Genomic DNA, 21,705 nt, shown 5'->3' on the forward strand with positions numbered 1-21,705 from the left:
TGGTGGAGCGTCAGGTGGCTTGGCTGTTGAGGTGCCAAGCCCGTATGACCGCGTAGCTACGAAAGGGCCGCCAAGCTGTGGCGATGCGCTCGGCCTCCCGCGCGCGTTGCGTTGGTGAGCTCGGTTGTGCCACGTGTTGTGTCCGAAGGCCGAGCGCATGGTGCAGCGCAACGTCGCCTGCGACGAATGCGTCGGGGCAGCGCAACGCCCGCATTGCGATGTACTGCGCCGTCCACGGACCCACGCCCGGCAGGGCCTGCAGGGCAGTCACAGTGGTGGCAGGATCGGCGTGTGGTGATAGCAGCAATTGGCCGCTGGCCACTGCGTGCGCCAGCGCATGGATGGCCCGCTGGCGCTGGCGCACGATGCCCAAAGCCCCCAGCACATCGACCGGAACCTGCGCAAGCACCTGCGCGGATGGAAAGTTGCGGTCCAGCTCTGGCCATGGCGTTTGCACCGGCTGGCCAAAGCGGGCGACCAGACGCTGCGCCAAGGTGCGAGCGGCCGCCACCGTGACTTGCTGGCCCACGATGGCCCGCACTGCCAACTCGAAGCCGTCCACCGTACCAGGGACCCGTAAACCTTCGAGGCCGGGAAAGTGTGCCCCGACACTTGCGTCAATGGCCACGGGGTCGGCGTCGAGGTCCAACATTCCCCGCAGGCACGACAGCACTTGGGGCAAGACAGGTGTCAGCGTGGCACTGATTTGCAAATCCACACGGTGGCTGGTCGGCACAAACTGACAGTGCACCCAGCCCTGTAGCGTTGCCCCACCGTGCGGCACCGACAGAGTGCGGGCTAGTGACAGGCCCGCCACATCGACATGCTCGATGCCTTGCAGACTGCGCGCGGAAAAAAAGTTGAGTAAGGCCGCAACGTCGTAGGGTGGGCGGTAGCTGGCTTTGAGCACAACGCTGTGCTGACGTGCTGCAGAGAGAGGCTGCGCGCCCACAGTGACTGCGCGTTGGCCGGGGCTGGCGCCCGATGACAGTTTCTGGCCGGCGCCGCGTGGTGCGGCGGCCTTGCGCAAATCGGTGGGCTGCAGTCGGTAATGCGCCACAAACGCTGCGTTGAAGCGGCGGACGCTGGCAAAGCCGCTGAGATGCGCCACCTGGTCCATGCTCAGATTCGTGTCGGTCAGCCACTGTTTGGCAGCCAACAGCCGGCGGGTCTGCAGATACTGCAGCGGTGTGATGCCCCAGTGCGCCTCAAAGATCCGCCGCACATGCCGCTCGCTTATGCCCAGGGCCGCTGCCAGCGCGCTGGCGTCCAGTGCCTTGCCGTCGAGCAGCTGTGCGGCCTGCTGCGCCAGGATGCGTGAGGCGTCCTGGGTGGACCAAACTGCCGTCGGCAGGCCTGCGGTCGCGTCTGCTAGCGCCGCAGCATGACCTGCAGGCGCTAGCTCAGGTCGGCAGCGCAGGCAGGGCCGAAAGCCCGCATGTTCGGCTTGTGCGGCCAGCGCGAAGAAGCGGCAATTCTCGCGCTTGGGCGCACGCACCTTGCACACCGGGCGGCAATAGATGCCGGAGGAGGTCACGCCCGTATAGAAGTGGCCGTCAAAGCGTGCGTCACGTGCCTTGAGCGCAAGGTAGCGTGCGTCATCGTCGGTCGGTTGCGGCATGGAAGGCATGCCAAATCATACGTAGGGCATGGGCTGATGTGGTCCTTTGGGTCACCGAATGTTCGCCGTTTTCGGACATGTGTACCGCCAGCCTAAGGGGTGCCGCGTCCAGACCCCGCACCTACAATGTGGCGCGCCTAGCCCCTGAATGTGGCGGCGCACGCGGACCCTTGCGCCCGGGCAAGACGCCAGTTTGTGAACCAGCCTCAAAAACCATGCACCTCAGCGCCAGCCTCTTCAAGGCCTATGACATCCGCGGCATCGTTCCCACCAACCTGACCGAGGATGTGGCCTTGGCGCTGGGTCGGGCCTTTGGCACTTTGGCGCGCGCCAAAGGTGAGCACACGGTAGCGGTGGGCCGCGATGGCCGGCTCTCCGGCCCGATGTTGGTGGGCGCTCTGGTGCGTGGTTTGCAAGAGGCGGGCATGGCGGTGATCGATGTGGGAATGGTGACCACGCCTATGTTGTACTTTGCGGCCGCGACGCTTTGCAAAAGTGGCATCCAGGTGACCGGCAGCCACAACCCGCGTGACCACAACGGTTTCAAGATGGTGATGGCAGGCAAAGCAATCTACGGTGAGGAAATCCAAGCGCTGCGCTCCATGATGGAGGCCCAAGGCTGGAGCCTGCAAGCCGGTGGCAGCTGCAGGGTCGTCGACGTGCTGCCAGCCTACCGCGCGCGCATTGTGGGCGACATCCGGCTGGCGCGACCCATCAAGATCGTGGTCGACTCGGGCAACGGTGTCGCCGGTGCCTCGGCGCCTGCCATTCTTCGCGCCATCGGCTGCGAGGTGCAAGAGCTCTACAGCGAGGTCGATGGCACTTTCCCCAACCACCACCCCGACCCCAGCAAGCCCGACAACTTGCGTGACCTGATCGCTGTGCTGCAGCGTGGCGATGCAGAGCTTGGCCTGGCCTTTGATGGCGACGGTGACCGCTTGGGCATCGTGACCAAAGACGGTAGCAACATTTACCCCGACCGCCAGATGATGCTGTTTGCACAAGACGTGCTCTCGCGCGTGCCCGGCGGCACCATCGTCTTTGACGTGAAGTGCTCCCAGCGCCTGGCCCCGGCGATCGAGGCAGCGGGCGGTAAGCCGCTGATGTTCAAGACCGGCCACTCGCTCATCAAGGCCAAGATGCGCGAGGTCGATTCGCCTTTAGGGGGCGAGATGAGTGGCCATATCTTCTTCAAGGAGCGCTGGTTGGGTTTTGACGATGGAACCTACGCCGGTTGTCGCCTGCTCGAAATTGTGAGCCGATCTCCTGATGCCGGCGTACTGCTCAACGCACTGCCAACCAGCTTTTCTACGCCCGAGCTCAATGTGCCCTGTCTGGAGGGCCAGCCACATCCGCTGGTCGCGCAGCTGGTGGCCCAAGCGCGGTTTGACGCGCCTGCAGTCGTCAACACCATCGACGGCCTGCGCGTGGACTGGCCCGATGGCTTCGGCCTGGTGCGCGCATCCAATACCACGCCGGTGCTGGTGCTGCGCTTTGAAGGCCACACCCCAGCCGCGCTGGAACGCATTCAGGCGGCGATGCTGGCTTTGTTGTACGCGGTCGTGCCTGATGCCCAGTTCGATGCACCTGCGCATTGAGCGCGGCGGCCACTTACCTTTTAGTCGCGTACCCTCCACCTCCCACCCTGCACCTCGCATCCACTAGGTCGCACCCCAGGCCCACGGCTCGCTACCCCTGTCCAGCACATGAAAGTTTTGATCGTCAAGCTCTCTTCCTTGGGCGATGTGGTGCAGACCATGCCGGTGGTCCACGACGTGCAGCAGCACTTTGCGGCAGCCGAGATCGACTGGGTGGTGGAAGAGGCTTTTGCCCCGCTGGTGCAGCGCCAAGCCGGCGTGCGCCGGGTGCTGCCGATTGCCGAGCGGCGCTGGCGCAAGTCGCGCTGGAGTGCAGCCACCCAGCGTGAACGCGCCGCCTTCGACGCCGCATTGCGCAGCGAGGCCTACGACGCGGTGATTGACTTCCAAGGCCTCATCAAATCGGCACTGGTCGCGCGCCGGGCGCGGCGCACAACTGGAGGCTTTAGCGCTACCTATGCCAACGCCAGCGACGCCTGCAGTTATGAGTGGCCGGTGCGTTACCTGCTGCAGCGCACGCTGCCCATGCCCCGGCGCATCCACGCAGTGGCCCGCTACCGCCTGTTGGCCGCGCGCGCCCTGGGCTTTGAAAGCCACGGCGCACCGGTGTACGACCTGCATGCCACGCCCACAGAACCACTGCGCAGCGTGGTCTTGGCGCACGGCACCACCCGAGCCGATAACGAGTGGCCTGAGGACCAGTGGCTGGCCTTGGCAGAGCGGTTGGTGTCGCAGGGTTTTCGCATTGGGCTGCCGCAGTCCAACGATACCGAGCTGGCCTTGGTCACCCGCATTGCGCACAACCTGAGAGGGCACGCCGATGTGTGGCCGCGCATGGCGCTGCCGCAGGTGCTCGACGCCATGGCCGCAAGCAGCGGCGTCATTGGTGTGGACTCGGGTTTGAGCCACCTCGCCGTCGCCCTGAACCTGCCCCATGTGCAAATCTTCAGCCAGCCGCGCGCTTGGCGTGCTGGCCCGGTGGGTCAGCCGCACCAGCTGGCCGTGGGCGGCGAATCGGCACCGGATGTGGAAGCGGTCTGGGCGGCGTGGCAGGCTGTTGCATGACGCGGCTGCTGTACACGCTGCTGGTGTGGCTGGTGCAGCCGCTGCTCGTGCGCAAGTTGCGCAAGCGCGCACGGGCCGAGCCGGGCTACGGCCACGCCATCGAACAGCGCTTTGGGGACTATCGCGGCGTGCAGCGCGCACCTGCGAACGCGGCTGTGCCCACCCCGGCCTCTGCCTCGCCGCTGGCGCTGACAGCGCCACCATCCCCCCCCGCGTTGACCATCTGGGTGCATGCGGTGTCGCTGGGCGAAGCGCGCGCAGCGGCGGTGCTGGTCCAGCAACTGCGCGCCGCATTGCCGGGCATGCGATTGGTGCTCACCCATGGCACTGCCACTGGCTGGGAGCAGGGGCAAGCACTGCTGCAGCCCGGTGATGTGCAAGTGTGGCAGCCGTGGGACACGCCGCGCGCGGTGCAGCGCTTTCTGGCGCATTTCCAGCCCTGCATGGGCCTGTTGGTGGAAACCGAGGTGTGGCCCAACCTGGTGCACTTTTGCGCGCAAGCTGGTGTGCCTCTGTGTTTGGTGAACGCGCGCATGAGTGCCCAGTCCTTGCGCAAGGCGCAGCGGCTGGCCTGGCTGTCACGCCCGGCTTTTGCGGGCTTGGCCGCTGTGTGGGCGCAGACCGAAGAAGATGCCGCGCGCCTGCGCCAGTTGAGCGCGCCTGTGCACGGCGTGGTTGGCAACTTGAAGTTCGATGCCGCGCCCAATCCCGCCCAATTGCAGGCGGCTCGGGCGTGGCGGGCTACCTTGGATCAACCTGTCGTGATGTTTGCCAGCGCGCGCGAGGGTGAAGAGCAACTTTGGCTCGATGCAGTCAAGGCGCAAGCTGCGGTCTACAAAGACAGTGGCGCGGCGGCGCAGGCGCTGCAATGGCTGATCGTTCCGCGCCATCCGCAGCGTTTTGATGCCGTGGCAGAGCTGTTTACCAAGGCCGGCTTGACCGTCTCCCGGCGCAGCAGCTGGACCGATGCACCCGTTCCCGCCGACGTGTGGCTGGGCGACTCCTTGGGAGAAATGGCGCTGTACTTTGGCTTGGCCGATGTGGCTTTGCTGGGCGGCAGCTTTGCGCCACTGGGCGGACAAAACCTGATCGAGGCCGCCGCCTGTGGCTGTCCGGTGGTGATGGGGCCGCACACCTTCAACTTTGCCCATGCTGCCCAGATGGCCCAGGCCGCCGGTGCTGCATTTGAGGTGGACAACTTGGCGCAAGCGCTCGCCCGCGTGGACGGTCTGCTGCAGTCAGGCAGCGCGTTGGCAACTGCCCGCAAGCGCGCGCTGGGTTGGAGCCAAAGCCACCGGGGCGCTGCTGAGAAAACCGCAGCTGCCGTGGCGGAGATGCTGCGAGGAAAGTCCTAGCCCTGCCCGCCGGTCAGTCGGCGAGCTGGCGGTTGATGGATGCCAGGTCTTGTTCGCTCAGGCTGCCAACGGCCTGGCGCAGCTTGAGTCCGCCTACCAGCACGTCGTAGCGCGCTTTGGCCAGTTTGGCCTTGGTGTCAAACAACTGGCTTTGCGAATTCAGCACATCAATGTTGATCTTGACGCCCACTTGGTAGCCCAGCTTGTTGGCGTCCAGAGCGCTTTGGCTGGAGACCTCGGCGGCTTCCAGCGCCCGCACCTGCGAGACGCCGGATTGCACGCCAAAAAACGCGCTGCGGGTGGCCTGGGCCACGCTGCGCGTGGCCGCATCGAGGTCCTTGCGCGCCTTGTGCTCCAGGGCCATCACTTCCTTGATTCGGTTTTGCACCGAGAAGCCGGCAAACAGTGGCAGGGTGAAGCTCAGGCCAATGGTGGCGCTGTTGTTGGTGGAGCTTGCCGATGTGCTGGCGCTGCCCGAGTTGCTGGAGGTGGTGTAGCTGCCCACCAAGTCGGCGGTGGGGAGGTGGCCGGACTGCGCCTTTTCGGTTTCGAGTTGGGCCACGTCCAAAGCGGTTTGCAGCTGCTGCAGGGTCGGGTTGTTCTTCTCGGACTGCGCCACCCAGGCGTTAACGTCGGCTGGTTCCAGGGAAGGCAAAGCCACCGGCATGCGCAAAGGTTTGGGTTGTGCACCGGGCTTGCCGACCAGTTGCTCGAGTGCCAGGGTCTTGACGCGCAGATCGTTTTCGGCAGCCAACTCTTGCGCACCCACCAGGTCGTAGCGGGCTTGCGCGTCGCGGGTATCGGTGATGGTGGCTGTGCCCACTTCAAAGTTGCGCTTGGCGGATGCGAGTTGCTCAGCCACCGCGGTCTTTTGGCGGTTGATGAACTCCAGGCTGTCGCGCGCGGCCAGTACATCAAAGTAGGCTTGGCTGACCCGCACGATCAGGTCCAGCTCCGCGCTGGTGCGCTGCGCCTGGGCCAGTTCGAGCTGCTTTTTGCCTTGTGCTGCACTCGCCCAGTTGGCCGGGCGGTACAGGGGCTGGCTGGCGCTGAGGGTGGCGGATTGCGCGCTGAAATCGCGCTGCGACGGGTTGGACAGCGAGTTTTCATTGCGTGTTTGGTTGCCGCTGGCGGAGAGGTTGACCGTGGGCAGAACCGCCGCGCGGGCTTGCTCACCCCTGGCGACGGTGGCCTCGAACTGCGCCAGGGCCGCTTGGTAGCTGGCATCGAATCCCTTGGCGGCTGCATAGAGCTCGACCAAGGACTGGGCCTGCGCTGAGAGGCTGCCCAGGCCCAGGGCGATGCAAAGGGAAAGCCGCTTGAAATGGTGGGAGCTTGCAGTGCGTTGCATGGTGGTCTTTCGAAGGAAATGGTGTGTAGGCTGTGGTGCTGTCAGCGCTGAAATCAGTAACTGGGGACGCGGGGGTCGAGCTCGTGCGACCACGCGTCGATGCCGCCCTCGATGTTGGCCAGCCGCGTAAAACCTTGGCTGGCCAAAAACTGGGCCACGTACATGCTGCGCATTCCGTGGTGGCACAGGCAGGCGATGGGCTGGTCGGCGCCTAGCTCGTGCAGTCGCGCAGGCACCGAGTTCATCGGGATGGACACCAGCGTAAAGCCATCGGCTGCCACGCTGGCCGCCTGCAACTCGCCCGGCTCGCGCACATCCAGCACGACCGGGTTGGGGCCGGCCTGGGCCAGCCAGTCGGCCAATTGGGAGGGACGGATGCGCGCGATCATCGGTGGCCTGGGGGTGTCAGAAGTGAAAGCGGGTGGGTTCAGGGAAGTGCAACAGGCGCGGTGCCACGGTGTCCCAGGGGCGGCTGGTGTGGAAGTCGCCCTTGCTGGTGCCCATCCCGGTGCGGGTGATCAAGGTGGCCGCCATGATCGGCTCGTCACCCACAATCGCTGCCAGGCGCCCGCCGGGCTTGAGCTGCCCCAGCAGCGCTGCGGGCACCTCGGCCACCGAACCGCTGAGCAAAATCACATCGAACGGGCCATCGGCCGCCGCGCCCTCGCAGCCATCGGCTTGTCGCACATCCACATTGCCGATGCCAGCGCCTTGCAGGTTGGCCCGGGCCAGGGCCAGCAACTCGGGTTGGATTTCCAAACTGAGCACCCGCTGCGCCAGGCGGCCCAACAGCGCAGCCATGTAGCCTGAGCCGGTGCCCACCTCCAGCACCTTGTCGCTGGCTTGAACGGCCAGGTCTTGGAGCAGCCGCGCCTCCAGCCGGGGTGCCAGCATGCTCTGGCCGTGGCCCAAGGGGATCTCCATGTCGGCAAAAGCGAGGCTTTGGTAGGCCTTGGGCACGAACAGCTCGCGCTTGACCAGCGAGAGCGATTCCAGGACCGCAGCATCGGTCACGTTCCAGGGGCGCACCTGCTGTTCGATCATGTTGAATCGGGCTTGTTCGGTGGGCGTCATGGTCATCTCAGGGTTCCTGTGGGTTGCAGAGCGAGGGGGTCTGGGTAGGTCATTCAATTTTAGCGGCGGCACCCGAGCGGCCTTGCCAAACGCGGCGCATCCACTGCGCCAGATCATCCATGTAGCAATACATGACGGGAACCACCACCAAGGTCAGCAATGAGGAGGTGATGACGCCGCCAATCACTGCCTGCCCCATCGGTGCGCGCTGCTCGGAGCCCTCGGTCAGCGCAAAGGCGAGCGGCACCATGCCAAAAATCATGGCGAGGGTGGTCATCAGGATGGGGCGCAGGCGCACTTTGGCGGCCATCAACAAAGCGTCCACCCGGTTCAAGCCTGCCACCAGCGTGCCGTCCTCGGCGGTATGGGGTGCGCGGGCGCGGATGGCGAAGTCCACCAACAAAATGGCATTTTTGGTGACCAAGCCCATCAGCATGACCACGCCGATGACGGAAAACATGGACAGCGTGGAGTTGAACATCATCAGCGCCAGCACCACGCCAATCAGGGTCAGCGGCAGCGAGGTCATCAGCGCGAGCGGCTGCAAGAAGCTGCGGAATTGGCTGGCCAAGATCATGTAAATGAACACCACGGCCATGACCAGCGCGGAGATGGCATAGCCAAAGGACTCTGCCATGTCTTTGGCCGCCCCGCTGAACTGGAAGCGGTAGCCCGGCGGCATGGCAATCGATTCCAGCGCGCGCTGGATGTCGGCCGACACCTCGCCCACTGAGCGGCCCGACACATTGGCGTTGATGGACACCTCGCGCGAAAGGTTGCGCCGGTTGATCTGGTTGGGGCCGGTCGTGTCTTCCAGGGTGGCGACTTGGCCCAGGCGCACGGTGCGCGGGCTGCCGTCGGCATTGGTGCCCACGGTGAACGGCAAGTTACCCAAGTCGTCCGCCGTGTGCCGCTCTTCTGGGGCCAGACGCACCATCACGCTGTAGGTTTGGTCGTTGGGTGCGCGCCAGTTGCCCACGTTCTGCCCGGCCACCAGGGTGCGCAAAGCGTCGCCGATGCGGGTGGTACTCAGGCCCAGGTCGGACGCGACGTCGGGCGGCAGTTGCACATCCAAGGTGGGCTTGTTGGGTTTGACGCTGGAGTCGAGGTCGACCAAACCCGAGATGCCCCGGATTTTTTCCAAGGCCTGCACGCTGATGCGCTCCAACTCGCGGGTGTCGGTGCCCAACAGCGAGAACTGAATTTGCTTGCCACCGCCAATTGCGTCCAGCAAGCCCACATGGGTTACCGTGATGCCGGGCACGCTGGCCAGGCGCTGGCGCAGCACAGCGGACAGGGCATCCACGCTGCGGCTGCGCTGCTTGCGGTCGACCAAGCGAATGTAGATGCTGGCGTACATCTTGCCCTGCGCGGTACCGCTGTTAATGGTGGTCACGGTGTAACGCACCTCGGGCAACTCGCGCAGGATGCCTTCCACTTGGCGGGCTTTGGCCTCGGTGGTCGCCAGCGACGAACCCACCGGGGTGTAGAAGCTCACCGTGGTCTCGGAAAAATCGGCCTTGGGTACGAACTCGGTGCCCAGCAAGGGCACCATGAAGATGCTGCCCACAAAGATCGCCACAGCGCTGGCCACCGTGGTGAGGGGGCGCTGCAAAGCCCAACGCAAGATGCTTTGGTAGCCGTCGCCCAGGCGCTCAGTGCCGCGCTCGAACCAGCCGGTGATGCGTCCCACGGTCTTGTCGTACAACGTGGGTCGCGCTGCGGCTTGGCCTGGGCGGTGGATGGCGGGATCGTTCCACACGCTGGAGAGCATGGGGTCCAGGGTAAAGCTCACAAACATGGAGATCAGCACCGCCGCCACGATGGTCAGACCGAACTCGTGGAAGAACTTGCCGATGATGCCGCCCATGAAGCCGATGGGCAAAAACACCGCCACGATGGACAGTGTGGTGGCCAGCACCGCCAGGCCAATTTCTTGGGTGCCCTCCATGGCCGCTTGGTACGCGCTTTTGCCCATTTGCACATGGCGCACGATGTTCTCGCGTACCACGATGGCGTCGTCAATCAGCAGGCCCACGCACAAGCTCAGCGCCATCAGCGTGAGCATGTTGATGGTGAAGCCAAACAGGTGCATGAACCAAAAGGTGCCGATCAGCGCAATCGGCAGCGTCAGCCCGGTGATGACGGTGGAGCGCCAGGAGTTGAGGAACAAAAACACGATCAGCACGGTCAGTACCGCACCCTCAATCAGGGTGCGCCGCACGTTGTCCACCGACACCCGGATTTGGCGCGATCCGTCGGTGATGGCTACCAGTCGCACGCCAGGGGGCAGGTCTTTCTCTACCTCGGCCAATGCTTTGGCCAGCCGGTCCACCACCGCAATCGTGTTTTCGTCCTGGGCCTTCTGCACGCTGAGCAGCACGCTGCGCTCACCGTTGTAGAGCGCCAGGCTCTCCACCTCTTGGGCGCCATCGACGACCTGCGCGAGCTGCTCCACGCGAATGGGCGCGCCATTTTTGCGGGCCACGATGATCCTGCCAAAGTCTGCCGGGCGGTCTTTGCGCGCCTGGATCTGGACGACGCGCTCTTGCGGCCCGTTTTGCAGGGTGCCCACGGGGATGTCTTGGTTCTCGTTGCGAATCGCAGCCACGACCTGGTCGGGGCTGATGCCAAACGACTCCAGCGCACGCGCGCTCAGGTGGATATTGATTTCGCGCCGCGTGCCGCCTACGACGGTGGCCGAGCCCACACCACGCACGTTTTCGATGCGCTTCTTGAAGGTCTGTTCGGCCCAGTTGCTCAGGTCCACCGCACTGAGCGTCGCACCTTGGGCTGTGGTGTCTGGCAGCACCGCCACCGACCACACGGCGCGCGAGGACGGGTCAAAGCGCAGCACCCGGGGTTCGCCCACCTCCTCGCGCAGCAAGGGGCGCACCGCGCTGATCTTTTCCCGCACGTCTTCAGCGGCTTTGCGTCCTTCGGTGCTCAGGTCAAACTCAATCACCACCACTGATTGGCCTTCGTAGCTGCGCGAGCTCAGGGCGTTGATGCCAGCGATGGTGTTGACGCCCTCTTCGATTTTTTTGGAGACTTCGCTCTCCACAATCTCCGGCGAGGCGCCGGGGTAGTCGGTGACCACCACCACCACCGGAAAATCAATCCGCGGAAACTGGTCGACCTGCAGCCGCTGGAACGAGAACAAGCCCAGCGCGACCAGCGCCAACATCATCATGGTGGCAAACACCGGGTTTTGCAGGCTGACGCGGGTGAACCACATTACTTGGCACCCGCTGCGATGGCGACCGGCGTGCCTTCGCGCAGGGCGCCCAGGGCACCCACCAGCACGTCAGCACCTTCGTCGACGCCTTGCACTTCGACCATCGGCTGCCCATCCACCAGCCCCTTGCGGCCCATGCGCACGGGGCGGTGGACCACTGCGCCTTGCACGGCGATCTGCACGTAGGGCGTGGGTTTGTCGGTGCGCACGGCGCTGAGTGGCACCGCCAGCACGCGCATGCTGCCCACCTGCAAGGTCCCTTGCGCAAACAGTCCCTGGCGCAAGCCTTCTTGGGGTTCTAGGCGCAGGTAGGCCAGAACGGCCCGGCTGCCTGCAGCGGCGCTGGGATTGATGCGTACCACGGTGGAGCGCACCGGCTGTGCCGCACCTTCTATGCTGAGCTCAGCGTGTTGACCGGTGCGCACCGACAGCGAGTCGGCGGCGTCCAAACTCGCCTCCAGCTCCAGCCGGCTCAAGTCCACGATCTCGACGATGCGCGCGTCCACCGACACCCGCTCTCCTGGTTGGGCCAGCCGTTGGCCAATGTGGCCGCTAATCGGCGCACGCAGCACCGTGTCTCCCAGCGCCTTCTGCGCCACATCCACCCCGGCCAGTGCTGCGCGGTGGTTGGCTTCGTTGGCCGCCAGTGTGGCAATGGACGTGTCCAGGGCGGTTTTGGAGATAAAGCCCTGCTGCACCAGCGACTGGTTGTTATCGAAAGCGCGCTTGGCAATGTCGACTTGCGCCTTGGCTGACTCGGCTTGCTGCTGCGCCTGGCGCAATCGGGCGGTGAACTCGGTGCTGTCCACCGTGGCCACCACCGTGCCGGCCTGTACCAAATCGCCCTCGCGTAACACCAGCCCTTGCAACTCACCGGCCACGCGTGCCTTGACCATCACCGTGTTGCTGGCGCGCAGCGGACCCGCTATTTGCAGCACCTGCAGCAGATCAACCTTTTGGGCTTGGACCGTTTCGCTGGCGGCCAACTGCAGAGGCTGCTGCACCTTTTGGCTGGCCTGCTGCGCATCGAGTGCCGCCTTGGCCGCGCTGCGCTGGGCGAAGAAGCGCCAGCCGCCTGCTATGAGCAGCAGGGCAACGAGCAAAACGACCGTCCATTTGGAGAAAAGTTTCATGGTCTCATCAGGCCTTGAGGCCGTGCAGCAAAGTGTTGAGTTGGGTTTCCAGATATACCACGGGGTCCAGGGCGTTGTCGGTGTTGTCAGAGCTTCCAAACGAGTGCTTCCACATCGCCAAAAACAGCATAGGGCTCAGGATGCTGTAGACGCCGTAGGCCGGATCGACCGGGCGGAACTCGCCGCGCTCCACACCGCGCTGCAGGATGCGGCTGATCAGCGCATTGCCCGGGCGAATCACTTCGGCTTGGTAGAACGCGGCCAGCTCGGGAAAGTTGCTGGCCTCGCTGAACATCAGCTTGGTGATGCCCGAGGCCTGGGTATTGCCAATGCGCTCCCACCAACTGGTCATGCAGTACCGCAGCAGCGCCTCGCTGCTGCCTTGGTAGTGGTTGAGCTCCTCACCCCACTCGGCAAAGCGGCCGGAAATGTTGGCCCGCACCACCGCTTTGAACAGCTCTTCTTTGCTGGAAAAGTACAAAAAGAGAGTGCCTTTGGACACCCCCGCGCGGCGCGCCACTTCCTCGGCGCGGGTGGCGGCATAGCCCTTCTCGACGAACAGCTCCAATGCCGCGTGGAGCAATTCTCCCGGGCGCGCGTCCTTGCGCCGCTCACGCTTGGCGCGGACCTTGGCCCGCACGCTGGTGGCTAGTTCGCAAAGGGTTTGACTGGGGCACATTGCGTTAATGACTGGTTGGTTATTAGTGTAGTGGCCCGCTTGGGATGGTGTCAAACCCGGGAGATGCATGGCACTGCGCGACAGCCTCGTAAGATGCGCCGATCCCGTCCGACCTATCCCTTTACCAACGGAGCGTACCCATGACCGATTCTTTGCAGACCATCTACCTCGGTGGCGGTTGTTTTTGGTGCACCGAGGCGGTGTACGTGCAAGTGCGCGGCGTGGTGGATGTGGAATCTGGCTACAGCAACGGCCACCTACCCAACCCCACCTATGAGTTGGTGTGCACCGGCACCAGCGGCCACAACGAGGTGGTGCGGTTGGTGTACGACCCGGCCGTGATTTCCACCCGTGAAGTGCTGGAGGTGTTCTTCGTCATCCACGACCCCACGTCCCTCAACCGCCAAGGTGCCGACACCGGCACCCAGTACCGCAGCGGCATTTACTTCACCACGCCCGAACAACAAGCAGTCGCGCTGGAAGTGATGGCCGAGATGGCCGCCAGCGGCGTTTACAGCCGCCCGCTGGTTACCGAGCTGCTGCCAGTGCACAACTACGCGGCCGCAGAGCCCTACCATCAAGATTATTTCGAGCGCAACCCCAACCAAGGTTATTGCATGGCCGTGGCAGCGCCCAAGGTGGCCAAGTTCCGCAAGACGTTTGCGCGCTTGCAAAAGGACTGAAGAGTTGGCGCTGCTCAGTCCAGCGTAGCTGATGTCCCGGGCGCGTGCGAGCGCATGGTGAGGTGGCGCTGGCTGCAGCTGCGCGCCAAGTCCGCATCGTGGCTGACCAGTAGCATCGCGCAACCTTGCACTGCGGTGCTTTCGCACAGCACTTGCATAGTGTTGCGCTGGGTGATCGGGTCCAACCGCGAGGTGGGTTCATCGGCAAATATGAAGCAGGGCTGCAGTAGCAGGGTGCGCAGCAACGCAAAGCGCTGCAGCTCGCCTCCCGATACCTGGTGCGGCATGCGCGACAGCAGGGCGCCCGACAGTCCCAGTCTTTCCATTCGGGTGGGGATGTCGCCGCTCGGTAACTGGTGCAGTTGGCAGACATCCGCCAGCGCCTGACCCAGGGTGCGGAACGGGGAGAACGCGGCGGGCGGATCTTGGTACAGCTTCTGGTACTTCCAGCGCGGCAGGTTCAGCGCGCGGTCCACCGTCCCGGAATCGGCCTGCACCAGCCCCAGCAACACATTGCCGAGCGTGGTTTTGCCACAGCCGCTGCGGCCACTGATGGCCAGCACCTCACCGGCGCGCAAGTGGAGGTCCAATTTCTCGAACAGCGTGCGCGCGCCATAGCGTTTTGCCAGTGCGTGGGCTTGCAGCACGGGCTGTGCATCGGCAAGGCCCGCAAAAGGGTAGGCAGGCCAGTGTTTGGGTTGGGCAGCAACCAGCGCGCGGGTGTAAGGGTGTTTTGGGTTGCCCAGCACTGCCTCGGTCGCACCTTGTTCGACAACCCGCCCTTGCTTGAGCACTGCGATCTGACCACCGAGCTGCAGGGCCAGGTCCAGGTCATGGGTGATGGTCAGGAGCGCCTGCTGCTGACTTTGTGCCGCCATCAGCAAGGCCGCCACCTGCTGGCATGCGCCGGGGTCCAGGCCTTTGGTAGGTTCGTCGGCGATCAGCAAGCGGGCCTGCGCCGCGCTGGCGCAGGCCACGCCCACCCGCTGCGCCATGCCGCCAGAGATTTGGTGCAGCCAGTGTTGTGCGGTGCCTTGCAGCCCCAAGGCCTCTAGCTGTACGTGGGCCGCGGTCTGGGCCTTTGGCCAGGCAAGTGCGCCGGCGTAATGCGCGCTCTCTGCCACTTGTTGGCCGATTCGCATCAGGGGACTGAGTGCCGTCCAAGGCTCTTGAGGCAGCATCATCACGCCGTGTCCCCATAGCGCTTGGGTTCGCTTGCGCTGTCCGTTGCTTGGGACGCCCAGGATGCGGACCGAGCCGGTGGCTTCCAGGTTCGCCGGCAGGGTGCCCATGATGGCTTGTGCCAGCAGCGATTTGCCTGCGCCAGACTCCCCTACCATGGTGAGGCGCTCCCCCTGGCGCAGTGAAAAGCTGCAAGCCTCCAATAGCATGCTCGATGCTGAGCGACCTGCTGCGCTGCCTACGTGGATGCGTAGATCTTCGATCTGTAGCAAAGCATCCGTCATAGCTGGTTCTGCGTTGAGGGCGAGGCGGTGATGGATTGCAGTGCTGCCACCAGCAGCACCAGCAATGCCACTGGAGTGGCCAAAAGCCACGGTGCCGCCTGGTAGTAGGGCAGAGCCTCGGTCATCATCAGTCCCAACTCGGCGGTGGGTGGGCGCAGCCCCACTCCAACAAACCCGAGGGCTGCAACTGCCAGTACCGCGTTGGCTACCGCATAGCTCCACAGCCGCAGCAAGTCCGCCCACATCGGAGGCAGCACCACCCAGCGCAGCAGGTAAGGCGCGCCAAATCCCAGCAACCGACCGGCCTGCACTGCGTCGCCCGCCAAGGTGACGCTGGCCTGGCTGCGCACCAGCCGAAAAAACTCGACCCAGGCGGTCAGCACCAGGCCGGTGTACAGCGCCCATTTCTGGCCCGGTGCCAAGGCGGCTAGCAACAGCACCCATAACAGGCCCGGAATGGCGGCCACCCCGTCGGCACACCAGCACAACAGCCGATCAACCAGCCTACGCCGCCAGGCCGCCCATAGGCCGAGCAGGCTGCCCGCGACCACCGCCAAGAGGGCAGAGGCCAGTGCAAGCCACAGGGACACCCGCACCGCCTGCCCCACGCGGGCCAGCAGGTCACGCCCCAAATGGTCGGTGCCTAGCCAGTGCTGGACGCTGGGCGCAGCCAAAGTGTTGTCCAGGTTTTGGATGTCCGGGGCGTGGCCCATGCAAGACGTCAACAGGCCCAGTAGCACGACGCCAGCCAGCGCCGACGGGCCCCAGCGGCGCAGCAACACCCACGACGACCGCCCTTGAGCTTGTGCAGTGGACAAATACAGCGGTTCGTTCATGCCAACCTCGGTCGGCAAGGTTCGCGCAGCCGTGGGTCCAGCCAATGGACGGCCGCGTCCATCAGAGCGTTCAGCACCACAAACAGCAGGCCCATCGCCAAGGCCGTGCCCTGGATCATGGGAATGTCTCGGGCGATGACTGCATGCACAAGGGCGTGGCCGATCCCGGGCCAAGCCACCAGGCTTTCCACCACCACCACGCCTTCGACCAGCAGCACCAGTTGCATGCCAGCGTAGGCCAGTGTGCCCAGCGCCACAGGTGCTAGCGCGTGCCGCCACAGCGCGACAGGCAGCGGGATTGCCTTTGTCTGCGCAAATTCAAAGGCATCGCTGGACAGCACCTGCAGCAGCCGGGTGCGTACCAGTTGCGTCATGCCCGGCAGCAGCGTCAAGGCCAGTGCCATCGACGGGATGACTAGGTGGCGTAACTCGCCATGGCCGGCCACCGGCAACCAGCCCAGGTGGACTCCCAAGCCGAGCATCAGCGCAACCCCTAGCAAAAAGGCCGGGCTGGCCCGCAAGACGGTGCACACCGGGTCAATCCAGCGGGTACTCCAGTGCGGTCCGCGCAGGGCCGCCCAACTGCCTAGCGCCACCCCCAACACCACTGCCAGCAGCCAAGCCGCCAGCGATAGCTGCAACGTGTGGCCCAGTTGGTGGCCCAATTCGTCAACCACCGGATCGCCCGACACCATGGACTCGCCCAGCCGAAACTGCAGAAGGTCGCCCAGCCACCACAGGAGCTGCTCCCAGGCCGGCCGGTCCAGGCCCAGTTCCCTGCGTACAGCCTCGGCAGATGCGCTGTCCACGATGTCGTATCCATAGCGCCCTGCGGCGATGCGGTAAGCGGCGTCGCCCGGGAGCGCACGCGTCATCACAAAGCTCAGCACGCCGACTGCGCCTGCCACCATTGCGCCCTGTGCGGCAAGGCGTAGTCCTTGGCGTGCGGCGCGGCTCCAGCGACCGCTTACCTCGCCCATGTGATTTGGCTGATGCGGTAACTGCGCTCCAGCGGGTCCACGCTGACGTTGCCCACCCGTTTGTGGTGTGTGGCGGTGTGCTGGTACCAGGCCACAGGAATCACCGGAAGCTCTGCCTGCAGCACCGTAGCCAAAGCACCGCGCAGCCGCGACCGGCGGGCCTCATCGTTGGTGATGCTGAGCGTCTCCAGAGTGCTGCTGACCTGCGCGCTTTGCCAGCCCATGGCGCCCCAGTCGCCTCCTTTGGGTCCAAAGTCTTGGAACAGGGTGCCAATCGGGTCCGGCACCAACGCGTAGTTGCGCGCCAACAGCGCAAGCTCCAGGGTCCCGTCTTGGTGGCCCGCCGGGATGTCACTTGAGTTGCCAACCGACACCGCCACGTCGATTCCCAGCTCGCGCAGTTGCGCCTGGATGGCGGTTGCCATGGGCGGCAGTTCCGGCCGGTCCGAGAAGGTGCGCAGCGTGAGCTTGAAGGGCCGCCCCTCTTTGCGCAAGATGCCATCCGCACCAGCTTGCCAGCCGGACTCCTGCAGCAACTGACGCGCCCGTGCCAGGTCGCGGGTCAAGGGCTGCAGGCTTGGCACATGCCACTCCGCCATACCCGGTGTGAACAACTGTGTAGCCGCGGCGTTGGGCTCCCGCAAGATGGCCTTGGCCATGCCAGCGCGGTCGATGCCCATGCTCATCGCCTGACGCACTTTGAGGTCGCGCAGTAGCGGGTGGGCGGCGTTGACCTTGAGGTAAATCGTGCGCGGAATGGATTGCGTGTGAAACTGCAGCTGTGGGTTACGCTTGAGCCGCTCCACCGATACCGGGTCGTGGGTAAAGACTAGGTCAGCCTGACCGCTTTCCGCCAGCATGCCGCGGGTTTCGCCACGGCTGCTGGAGAGGTACTCCACCCGCTCTACCGCCGGGCGCGTGCCACGCCAGCCTTCAAACCGCGCTGTCTCTACTTTTTGTGGCGCACTGACGCGCACGACTTTGTAGGGCCCGGAGCCCAGCACCGCCACCACGCTGCCGTCGGCCGCATAGGAGGCTGGAGCCAGAATCTGCGTGCTACTGTGGGCCAGGTAGGCTGGCAATGCCGTGAATGGTTGCTTGAGCTCAATGAGCACTTCGCCATTGCTGGCACGCAGGCGTTCTATCGGGGTGGATTTGAGGACGCCGGGTTGGGCCAGTGCCCGCTCCAGGCTGCGTACGACCGCCTCGGCGGTGACCGGTGTTGTATCGTGGAACTGCGCGCCGCTGCGCAGCGTGAAGCGCCAGGTGCGCTGGTCAGGCGAAACGCTCCACTGCGCCGCCAGCCCAGCGGCTAATCGCCCCGAGCGGTCAACGTCTACCAGCGTTTCGGCGACTTCCAAACGGGTAAAGATGTAGCCAGTTTTCGAGGGGTCCAAGCCGCCCACTTCCCAGGGCGCAGCCACCTTGAACACCTTGGCCTTGGACGATGAATCGCCTTGCGCCCAGACGCTGGCGCTGGTAGCAAACACAGCTATTAGCACGGCGCGTCGAGCGCGGGAAGTGGGTGCAATCTGCATGGGTAGAAATTCCTTGTAAGCCAGTTGAATGAAGAAGAAAGTGGAGCTGTGCTTGTTGCCTTTGCACACGGTGGGTCTGAACCCACTGGACAATGCATTTGCCAGGGTGGGAAGGACCGCGCGTCAGCTTGCTAATTGCGCTGCAACCCCGCCACCAATTGGGTGACGTTGTGCCGCATCATTTGCAGGTAGGTTGCGCCCGGCTGGTCGGGGGCTGACAGGGCGTCGGCGTACAGCGAGCCACCGACCGTGGCACCGGCGTCTTTGCTGAGCTGCGCCACCAGCTTCGGATTGGCCATGTTTTCGACAAACACCGCGCGGATTCTCTCGCGCTGAATCTGCTGGATGAGCTGGGCGACTTGTTTGGCGCTGGGCTCGGTGTCGGTGTTCACACCCTGCGGTGCCAAAAAGCGAATGCCGTACTGCGCCGCAAAGTAGCCAAACGCGTCGTGCGAAGTGATCACCTTGCGTTTGCTTGGCGCGATGGTGGCGAACTGTGCCTTGGTCCACAGGTCCAGTGCCTGCAACTCCTTGGCGTAGGCGGCGGCGTTCGCCTGGAATGTGGTTGCGCCCGCCGGGTCGGCCTTGGACAGGGCGGCGGCGATGTTGTTCACATAGGTGACCACATGGTTGGGGTTTTGCCAGGCGTGCGGGTCGGTTTCGGCATGTCCGTGCGTATGGCCGTGGGCGTGGCCCTTGGCGTCGGTATTCGCCATTTTTTGTGCCGGTATGCCGGCGCTTGCAAGCACCGTGGTGCCCTTGAAGCCTGCCGACTTGGCCAGCCGGTTGGCCCAGGGCTCAAACCCCAGGCCGTTGATGACCAAGAGCTTGCTGGCCAACAAGGTTTTGGCATCGGCGGGTTTGGGCTCGAATGCGTGGGCGTCGGCATCGAACCCGACCAGTGTGGTCACCGCCACCCGTTCACCACCTACCACCCGCACCAGGTCGCCCAAGATGCTGAAACTGGCAGTCACTGTAAGTCTGTCCTGGGCCTGCGCTGGCGGCCCCAGAAAGGCCAGCGCTGCCGCGCTAGCGAGCACCAGGCGGCGCGATAGGGTGGTGAAAGTACGGTTGGTGGTGGGCATGGTGGCTCCTGGGTCGGTGAAGAAAGATGTGGGCTAGGCCACGCGGTGCCTGCTGGTCCAGTGGCGTGCCAGCCAGCCGCCGGGGGCCAGCAGCAATGACGCGGCGTACAAGGCGCCGGCGCAGGCAATGATGGTGGGCCCCGAAGGTGTGTCGAAGTGGTAGGACAGCAGCAGCCCGGCACAGCCTGCGCAGGCCGCCTGGGCGCTCGCGTTGACCAGCTGTGCGGGCAAGGTGGCGTGCCACAGCCGCGCGCTGACGGCGGGCAGCATCATCAGGCCCACAGCCATCAGCGTGCCCAGGGTCTGGAAGCCCGCTACCAGGTTGATGACCACCAGCATCAAAAACCCCTGCTGCCAGACCCAAGCGCCGCAACCTCGGCGGCGGGTGGCGTTGAGAAACACCGGGTCAAAGGTTTCCAGCACCAGCCCGCGGTACATGGTGGCCAGCGCCACCACGCTCACGCTGGCAACGCCGGCCACCAGCAGCAGTCCCGCCTCGTCGACGCCCAAGGCGCTGCCGAACAAGATATGCAGCAAATCCAGTTGGGTGCCGTGTCGGGCAATCAGCATCACGCCCAAGGCCAGTGCCACCAGGTAGATGGCCGCCAGGCTGGCGTCCTCTTTGAGGGCGGTCCACCGGGTCACCGCGCCAGCCAGTGCGGCCACCAACATGCCTGCCAGCACGCCGCCCAGCGCCATCGCAGTGAGCGACAAGCCGCTAACCATGAAGCCAATGGCCACGCCCGGCAGCACCGCGTGGCTGAGCGCATCGCCCAACAGGCTCATGCGCCGCAGTGTCAAAAACACACCCAAGGGTGCGGCACTGAGCGACAGGGCCAGCGTGGCCACCAGCGCGCGGCGCATGAAAGCAAACTCGGCAAAAGGCGCAAAAAGCGCCAACCAGATGGCATCGAAGGGTTCTTGCATGCTGCGGGGGCTTTACAGCGTCTGGGCGGGCGCGGCCCCAGGATGGACCGTGTGGTCGACCTCGCACCAGGGGGCATCGCGCTCGGTGGAAGCGTCCCAGGCATCGGCCAGGGCGCGGGCGCGTTGCAGGTTGGCGGCTGTCATCACCTGCGGCGTGGCACCCCAAGCCACGGGCTCGCGTGCCAGTAGCAAGGTGTCTGGAAAATGGGCTTGCACCTGCGCGTCGTCGTGCAGCACGGCCACCACCGTGCGGCCTTGCTGGTGCCAACGACGCACCAAGCGCAGCAGGCCCGCCGTGGTGCTGGCATCGATGGCGGTGAACGGCTCGTCCAGCAAGATCAGCTGCGCGTCTTGCACCAGCAAGCGCGCAAACAGCACGCGCTGCAATTGCCCAGCAGACAGCGCCGCAATCGGTTGGCGGGCGAAGCCCTGCATCCCTACGGTGCGCAAAGCGGCGTCGACCGCAGCCAGCATGGCCGCGCTGGCGCCACCCAGCGCGCCGCGGTGGGCCCACATGCCCAGCAGCACGCAGTCGTGCACCGCCATCGGAAACTGCCGGTCTATTTCGCTGTGCTGGGGCAGGTACGCGATGTGCGGCCTCGCTACCTGCACTTGCACTGCATTGCGGGCGTACGCCGCACCCAGGGGCAGCAGATTCGCCATGCTTTTGAGCAATGTGCTTTTGCCCGAGCCATTGGGCCCCACCACTGCCGTGAGCGAGCCCATGGCAAATTCGCCGCTGAGATGGTGCAAAACGGGGCGTTGGCGGTAGCTCACCGTCAAGTTGTGCAGACGCACCGCAGCCTGGTGCAGAGCCGCAGCTGCGTGCCATTGCGAGGCACTGGCCGATGGCATAGGCGCCAGCGTATCCACCCTCACAGTGGCGCTCCTTTCACGCTGGCCCAAGCGACGGCCAGCCACAGCAGCACCAGCACCGGCAGCACCAAAGCGACCCGCCGCCACGCTGACCACGCCAGCACACTGCGCCGCGTGTCTTGGGCCACGGCTTTGGCGGCGACTGGAAGGTTGTCGGGTGAGGGTGTGTGGTGGGTGGGCATGGGTGATAATGCAACCGA

At 64.8% G+C, this 21,705-nt stretch carries 19 protein-coding genes; 4 read left to right on the top strand and 15 right to left on the bottom strand.

Translation table 11 applies throughout. The annotated features are described in order from the left end of the window. Positions 1-10 precede the first annotated feature (10 nt). Positions 11-1,630: a DNA-3-methyladenine glycosylase 2 family protein gene (locus ACILRC_RS01380; RefSeq protein WP_395667527.1), complete on the bottom strand. Its 1,620-nt coding sequence runs from the start codon at positions 1,628-1,630 to the stop codon at positions 11-13. A 206-nt stretch (positions 1,631-1,836) separates the two neighbouring features. On the opposite strand from ACILRC_RS01380, the gene ACILRC_RS01385 reads away from it, so the two are divergent. The 3 genes from ACILRC_RS01385 (at position 1,837) to ACILRC_RS01395 (ending at position 5,639) form a co-directional block, all read left to right on the top strand. Then, the gene (locus tag ACILRC_RS01385; protein ID WP_395667528.1) at positions 1,837-3,219 is read left to right on the top strand and encodes a phosphomannomutase/phosphoglucomutase; all 1,383 of its coding nucleotides are present in this window, start codon (positions 1,837-1,839) and stop codon (positions 3,217-3,219) included. Between the two features lie 108 nt (positions 3,220-3,327). Continuing rightward, positions 3,328-4,284, top strand: a complete 957-nt coding sequence (gene waaC / locus ACILRC_RS01390; RefSeq protein ID WP_395667529.1) for a lipopolysaccharide heptosyltransferase I — start codon at positions 3,328-3,330, stop codon at positions 4,282-4,284. Beyond that, positions 4,281-5,639 carry a 3-deoxy-D-manno-octulosonic acid transferase gene (locus ACILRC_RS01395; RefSeq protein WP_395667530.1) on the top strand — a complete coding sequence of 453 codons (1,359 nt, stop codon included), beginning with the start codon at positions 4,281-4,283 and terminating at the stop codon, positions 5,637-5,639. Before waaC ends, ACILRC_RS01395 begins: the two co-directional genes overlap by 4 nt. 13 nt (positions 5,640-5,652) lie before the next feature. On the opposite strand, the gene ACILRC_RS01400 is transcribed toward ACILRC_RS01395, so the two are convergent. Genes ACILRC_RS01400 through ACILRC_RS01425 form a run of 6 tightly spaced genes read right to left on the bottom strand, consistent with a single transcriptional unit; the run spans position 5,653 to position 13,114 of the window. Then, entirely contained in the window at positions 5,653-6,990 is a 1,338-nt protein-coding gene (locus ACILRC_RS01400) for a TolC family outer membrane protein (RefSeq protein WP_395667531.1), read from the bottom strand. Positions 6,991-7,043: 53 nt separating this feature from the next. Next, positions 7,044-7,379 (bottom strand): rhodanese-like domain-containing protein, encoded by a 336-nt coding sequence (locus ACILRC_RS01405; protein ID WP_395667532.1) that lies wholly within the window; start codon positions 7,377-7,379, stop codon positions 7,044-7,046. Between the two features lie 16 nt (positions 7,380-7,395). Further along, positions 7,396-8,070 (bottom strand): protein-L-isoaspartate O-methyltransferase, encoded by a 675-nt coding sequence (locus tag ACILRC_RS01410; RefSeq protein ID WP_395667533.1) that lies wholly within the window; start codon positions 8,068-8,070, stop codon positions 7,396-7,398. A 43-nt stretch (positions 8,071-8,113) separates the two neighbouring features. Then, on the bottom strand, positions 8,114-11,302 hold the full coding sequence (locus ACILRC_RS01415; protein WP_395667534.1) for an efflux RND transporter permease subunit: 3,189 nt from the start codon (positions 11,300-11,302) through the stop codon (positions 8,114-8,116). Further along, on the bottom strand, positions 11,302-12,435 hold the full coding sequence (locus tag ACILRC_RS01420) for an efflux RND transporter periplasmic adaptor subunit (RefSeq protein ID WP_395667535.1): 1,134 nt from the start codon (positions 12,433-12,435) through the stop codon (positions 11,302-11,304). The genes ACILRC_RS01415 and ACILRC_RS01420 overlap by 1 nt, the downstream gene beginning before the upstream one ends. Before the next feature lie 7 nt (positions 12,436-12,442). After that, positions 12,443-13,114: a TetR/AcrR family transcriptional regulator gene (locus tag ACILRC_RS01425; protein ID WP_395667536.1), complete on the bottom strand. Its 672-nt coding sequence runs from the start codon at positions 13,112-13,114 to the stop codon at positions 12,443-12,445. A 140-nt stretch (positions 13,115-13,254) separates the two neighbouring features. On the opposite strand from ACILRC_RS01425, the gene msrA reads away from it, so the two are divergent. After that, entirely contained in the window at positions 13,255-13,797 is a 543-nt protein-coding gene (gene msrA, locus ACILRC_RS01430; RefSeq protein WP_395667537.1) for a peptide-methionine (S)-S-oxide reductase MsrA, read from the top strand. Positions 13,798-13,811: 14 nt separating this feature from the next. On the opposite strand, the gene ACILRC_RS01435 is transcribed toward msrA, so the two are convergent. The 8 genes from ACILRC_RS01435 to ACILRC_RS01470 form a co-directional block, all read right to left on the bottom strand. Beyond that, a complete protein-coding gene (locus ACILRC_RS01435) occupies positions 13,812-15,263 on the bottom strand; it encodes an ABC transporter ATP-binding protein (protein WP_395667538.1) in 1,452 nt (483 codons plus the stop codon). After that, positions 15,260-16,099 carry an ABC transporter permease gene (locus ACILRC_RS01440; protein ID WP_395667539.1) on the bottom strand — a complete coding sequence of 280 codons (840 nt, stop codon included), beginning with the start codon at positions 16,097-16,099 and terminating at the stop codon, positions 15,260-15,262. Before ACILRC_RS01440 ends, ACILRC_RS01435 begins: the two co-directional genes overlap by 4 nt. After that, positions 16,096-17,079 carry an ABC transporter permease gene (locus ACILRC_RS01445; protein WP_395667540.1) on the bottom strand — a complete coding sequence of 328 codons (984 nt, stop codon included), beginning with the start codon at positions 17,077-17,079 and terminating at the stop codon, positions 16,096-16,098. The genes ACILRC_RS01440 and ACILRC_RS01445 overlap by 4 nt, the downstream gene beginning before the upstream one ends. Next, positions 17,067-18,617 carry an ABC transporter substrate-binding protein gene (locus ACILRC_RS01450; RefSeq protein WP_395667541.1) on the bottom strand — a complete coding sequence of 517 codons (1,551 nt, stop codon included), beginning with the start codon at positions 18,615-18,617 and terminating at the stop codon, positions 17,067-17,069. The genes ACILRC_RS01445 and ACILRC_RS01450 overlap by 13 nt, the downstream gene beginning before the upstream one ends. A 131-nt stretch (positions 18,618-18,748) precedes the next feature. Beyond that, positions 18,749-19,702 carry a metal ABC transporter substrate-binding protein gene (locus ACILRC_RS01455; protein WP_395667542.1) on the bottom strand — a complete coding sequence of 318 codons (954 nt, stop codon included), beginning with the start codon at positions 19,700-19,702 and terminating at the stop codon, positions 18,749-18,751. Positions 19,703-19,735: 33 nt separating this feature from the next. Beyond that, positions 19,736-20,629 carry a metal ABC transporter permease gene (locus ACILRC_RS01460; protein ID WP_395667543.1) on the bottom strand — a complete coding sequence of 298 codons (894 nt, stop codon included), beginning with the start codon at positions 20,627-20,629 and terminating at the stop codon, positions 19,736-19,738. A 12-nt stretch (positions 20,630-20,641) separates the two neighbouring features. After that, positions 20,642-21,508, bottom strand: coding sequence for a metal ABC transporter ATP-binding protein (locus ACILRC_RS01465; RefSeq protein ID WP_395667544.1), 867 nt, complete (start codon positions 21,506-21,508; stop codon positions 20,642-20,644). After that, positions 21,505-21,687 carry a hypothetical protein gene (locus tag ACILRC_RS01470; protein ID WP_395667545.1) on the bottom strand — a complete coding sequence of 61 codons (183 nt, stop codon included), beginning with the start codon at positions 21,685-21,687 and terminating at the stop codon, positions 21,505-21,507. The genes ACILRC_RS01465 and ACILRC_RS01470 overlap by 4 nt, the downstream gene beginning before the upstream one ends. Positions 21,688-21,705: the final 18 nt, after the last annotated feature.

This window comes from Rhodoferax sp. (assembly GCF_044236835.1).
Taxonomy (GTDB): Bacteria; Pseudomonadota; Gammaproteobacteria; order Burkholderiales; family Burkholderiaceae_C; genus Allorhodoferax.

Excerpts from the sequence above, each read along its gene's own strand:
- ACILRC_RS01400 (WP_395667531.1), bottom strand. The coding sequence starts at position 6,990 with ATGCAACGCACTGCAAGCTCCCACCATTTCAAGCGGCTTTCCCTTTGC.
- ACILRC_RS01445 (WP_395667540.1), bottom strand. The coding sequence starts at position 17,079 with ATGGGCGAGGTAAGCGGTCGCTGGAGCCGCGCCGCACGCCAAGGACTA.
- ACILRC_RS01410 (WP_395667533.1), bottom strand. The coding sequence starts at position 8,070 with ATGACCATGACGCCCACCGAACAAGCCCGATTCAACATGATCGAACAG.
- ACILRC_RS01450 (WP_395667541.1), bottom strand. The coding sequence starts at position 18,617 with ATGCAGATTGCACCCACTTCCCGCGCTCGACGCGCCGTGCTAATAGCT.
- ACILRC_RS01425 (WP_395667536.1), bottom strand. The coding sequence starts at position 13,114 with ATGTGCCCCAGTCAAACCCTTTGCGAACTAGCCACCAGCGTGCGGGCC.
- ACILRC_RS01460 (WP_395667543.1), bottom strand. The coding sequence starts at position 20,629 with ATGCAAGAACCCTTCGATGCCATCTGGTTGGCGCTTTTTGCGCCTTTT.
- ACILRC_RS01380 (WP_395667527.1), bottom strand. The coding sequence starts at position 1,630 with ATGCCTTCCATGCCGCAACCGACCGACGATGACGCACGCTACCTTGCG.
- ACILRC_RS01395 (WP_395667530.1), top strand. The coding sequence starts at position 4,281 with ATGACGCGGCTGCTGTACACGCTGCTGGTGTGGCTGGTGCAGCCGCTG.
- waaC (WP_395667529.1), top strand. The coding sequence starts at position 3,328 with ATGAAAGTTTTGATCGTCAAGCTCTCTTCCTTGGGCGATGTGGTGCAG.
- ACILRC_RS01415 (WP_395667534.1), bottom strand. The coding sequence starts at position 11,302 with ATGTGGTTCACCCGCGTCAGCCTGCAAAACCCGGTGTTTGCCACCATG.
- ACILRC_RS01405 (WP_395667532.1), bottom strand. The coding sequence starts at position 7,379 with ATGATCGCGCGCATCCGTCCCTCCCAATTGGCCGACTGGCTGGCCCAG.
- ACILRC_RS01440 (WP_395667539.1), bottom strand. The coding sequence starts at position 16,099 with ATGAACGAACCGCTGTATTTGTCCACTGCACAAGCTCAAGGGCGGTCG.
- ACILRC_RS01435 (WP_395667538.1), bottom strand. The coding sequence starts at position 15,263 with ATGACGGATGCTTTGCTACAGATCGAAGATCTACGCATCCACGTAGGC.
- ACILRC_RS01420 (WP_395667535.1), bottom strand. The coding sequence starts at position 12,435 with ATGAAACTTTTCTCCAAATGGACGGTCGTTTTGCTCGTTGCCCTGCTG.
- ACILRC_RS01470 (WP_395667545.1), bottom strand. The coding sequence starts at position 21,687 with ATGCCCACCCACCACACACCCTCACCCGACAACCTTCCAGTCGCCGCC.
- msrA (WP_395667537.1), top strand. The coding sequence starts at position 13,255 with ATGACCGATTCTTTGCAGACCATCTACCTCGGTGGCGGTTGTTTTTGG.
- ACILRC_RS01455 (WP_395667542.1), bottom strand. The coding sequence starts at position 19,702 with ATGCCCACCACCAACCGTACTTTCACCACCCTATCGCGCCGCCTGGTG.
- ACILRC_RS01385 (WP_395667528.1), top strand. The coding sequence starts at position 1,837 with ATGCACCTCAGCGCCAGCCTCTTCAAGGCCTATGACATCCGCGGCATC.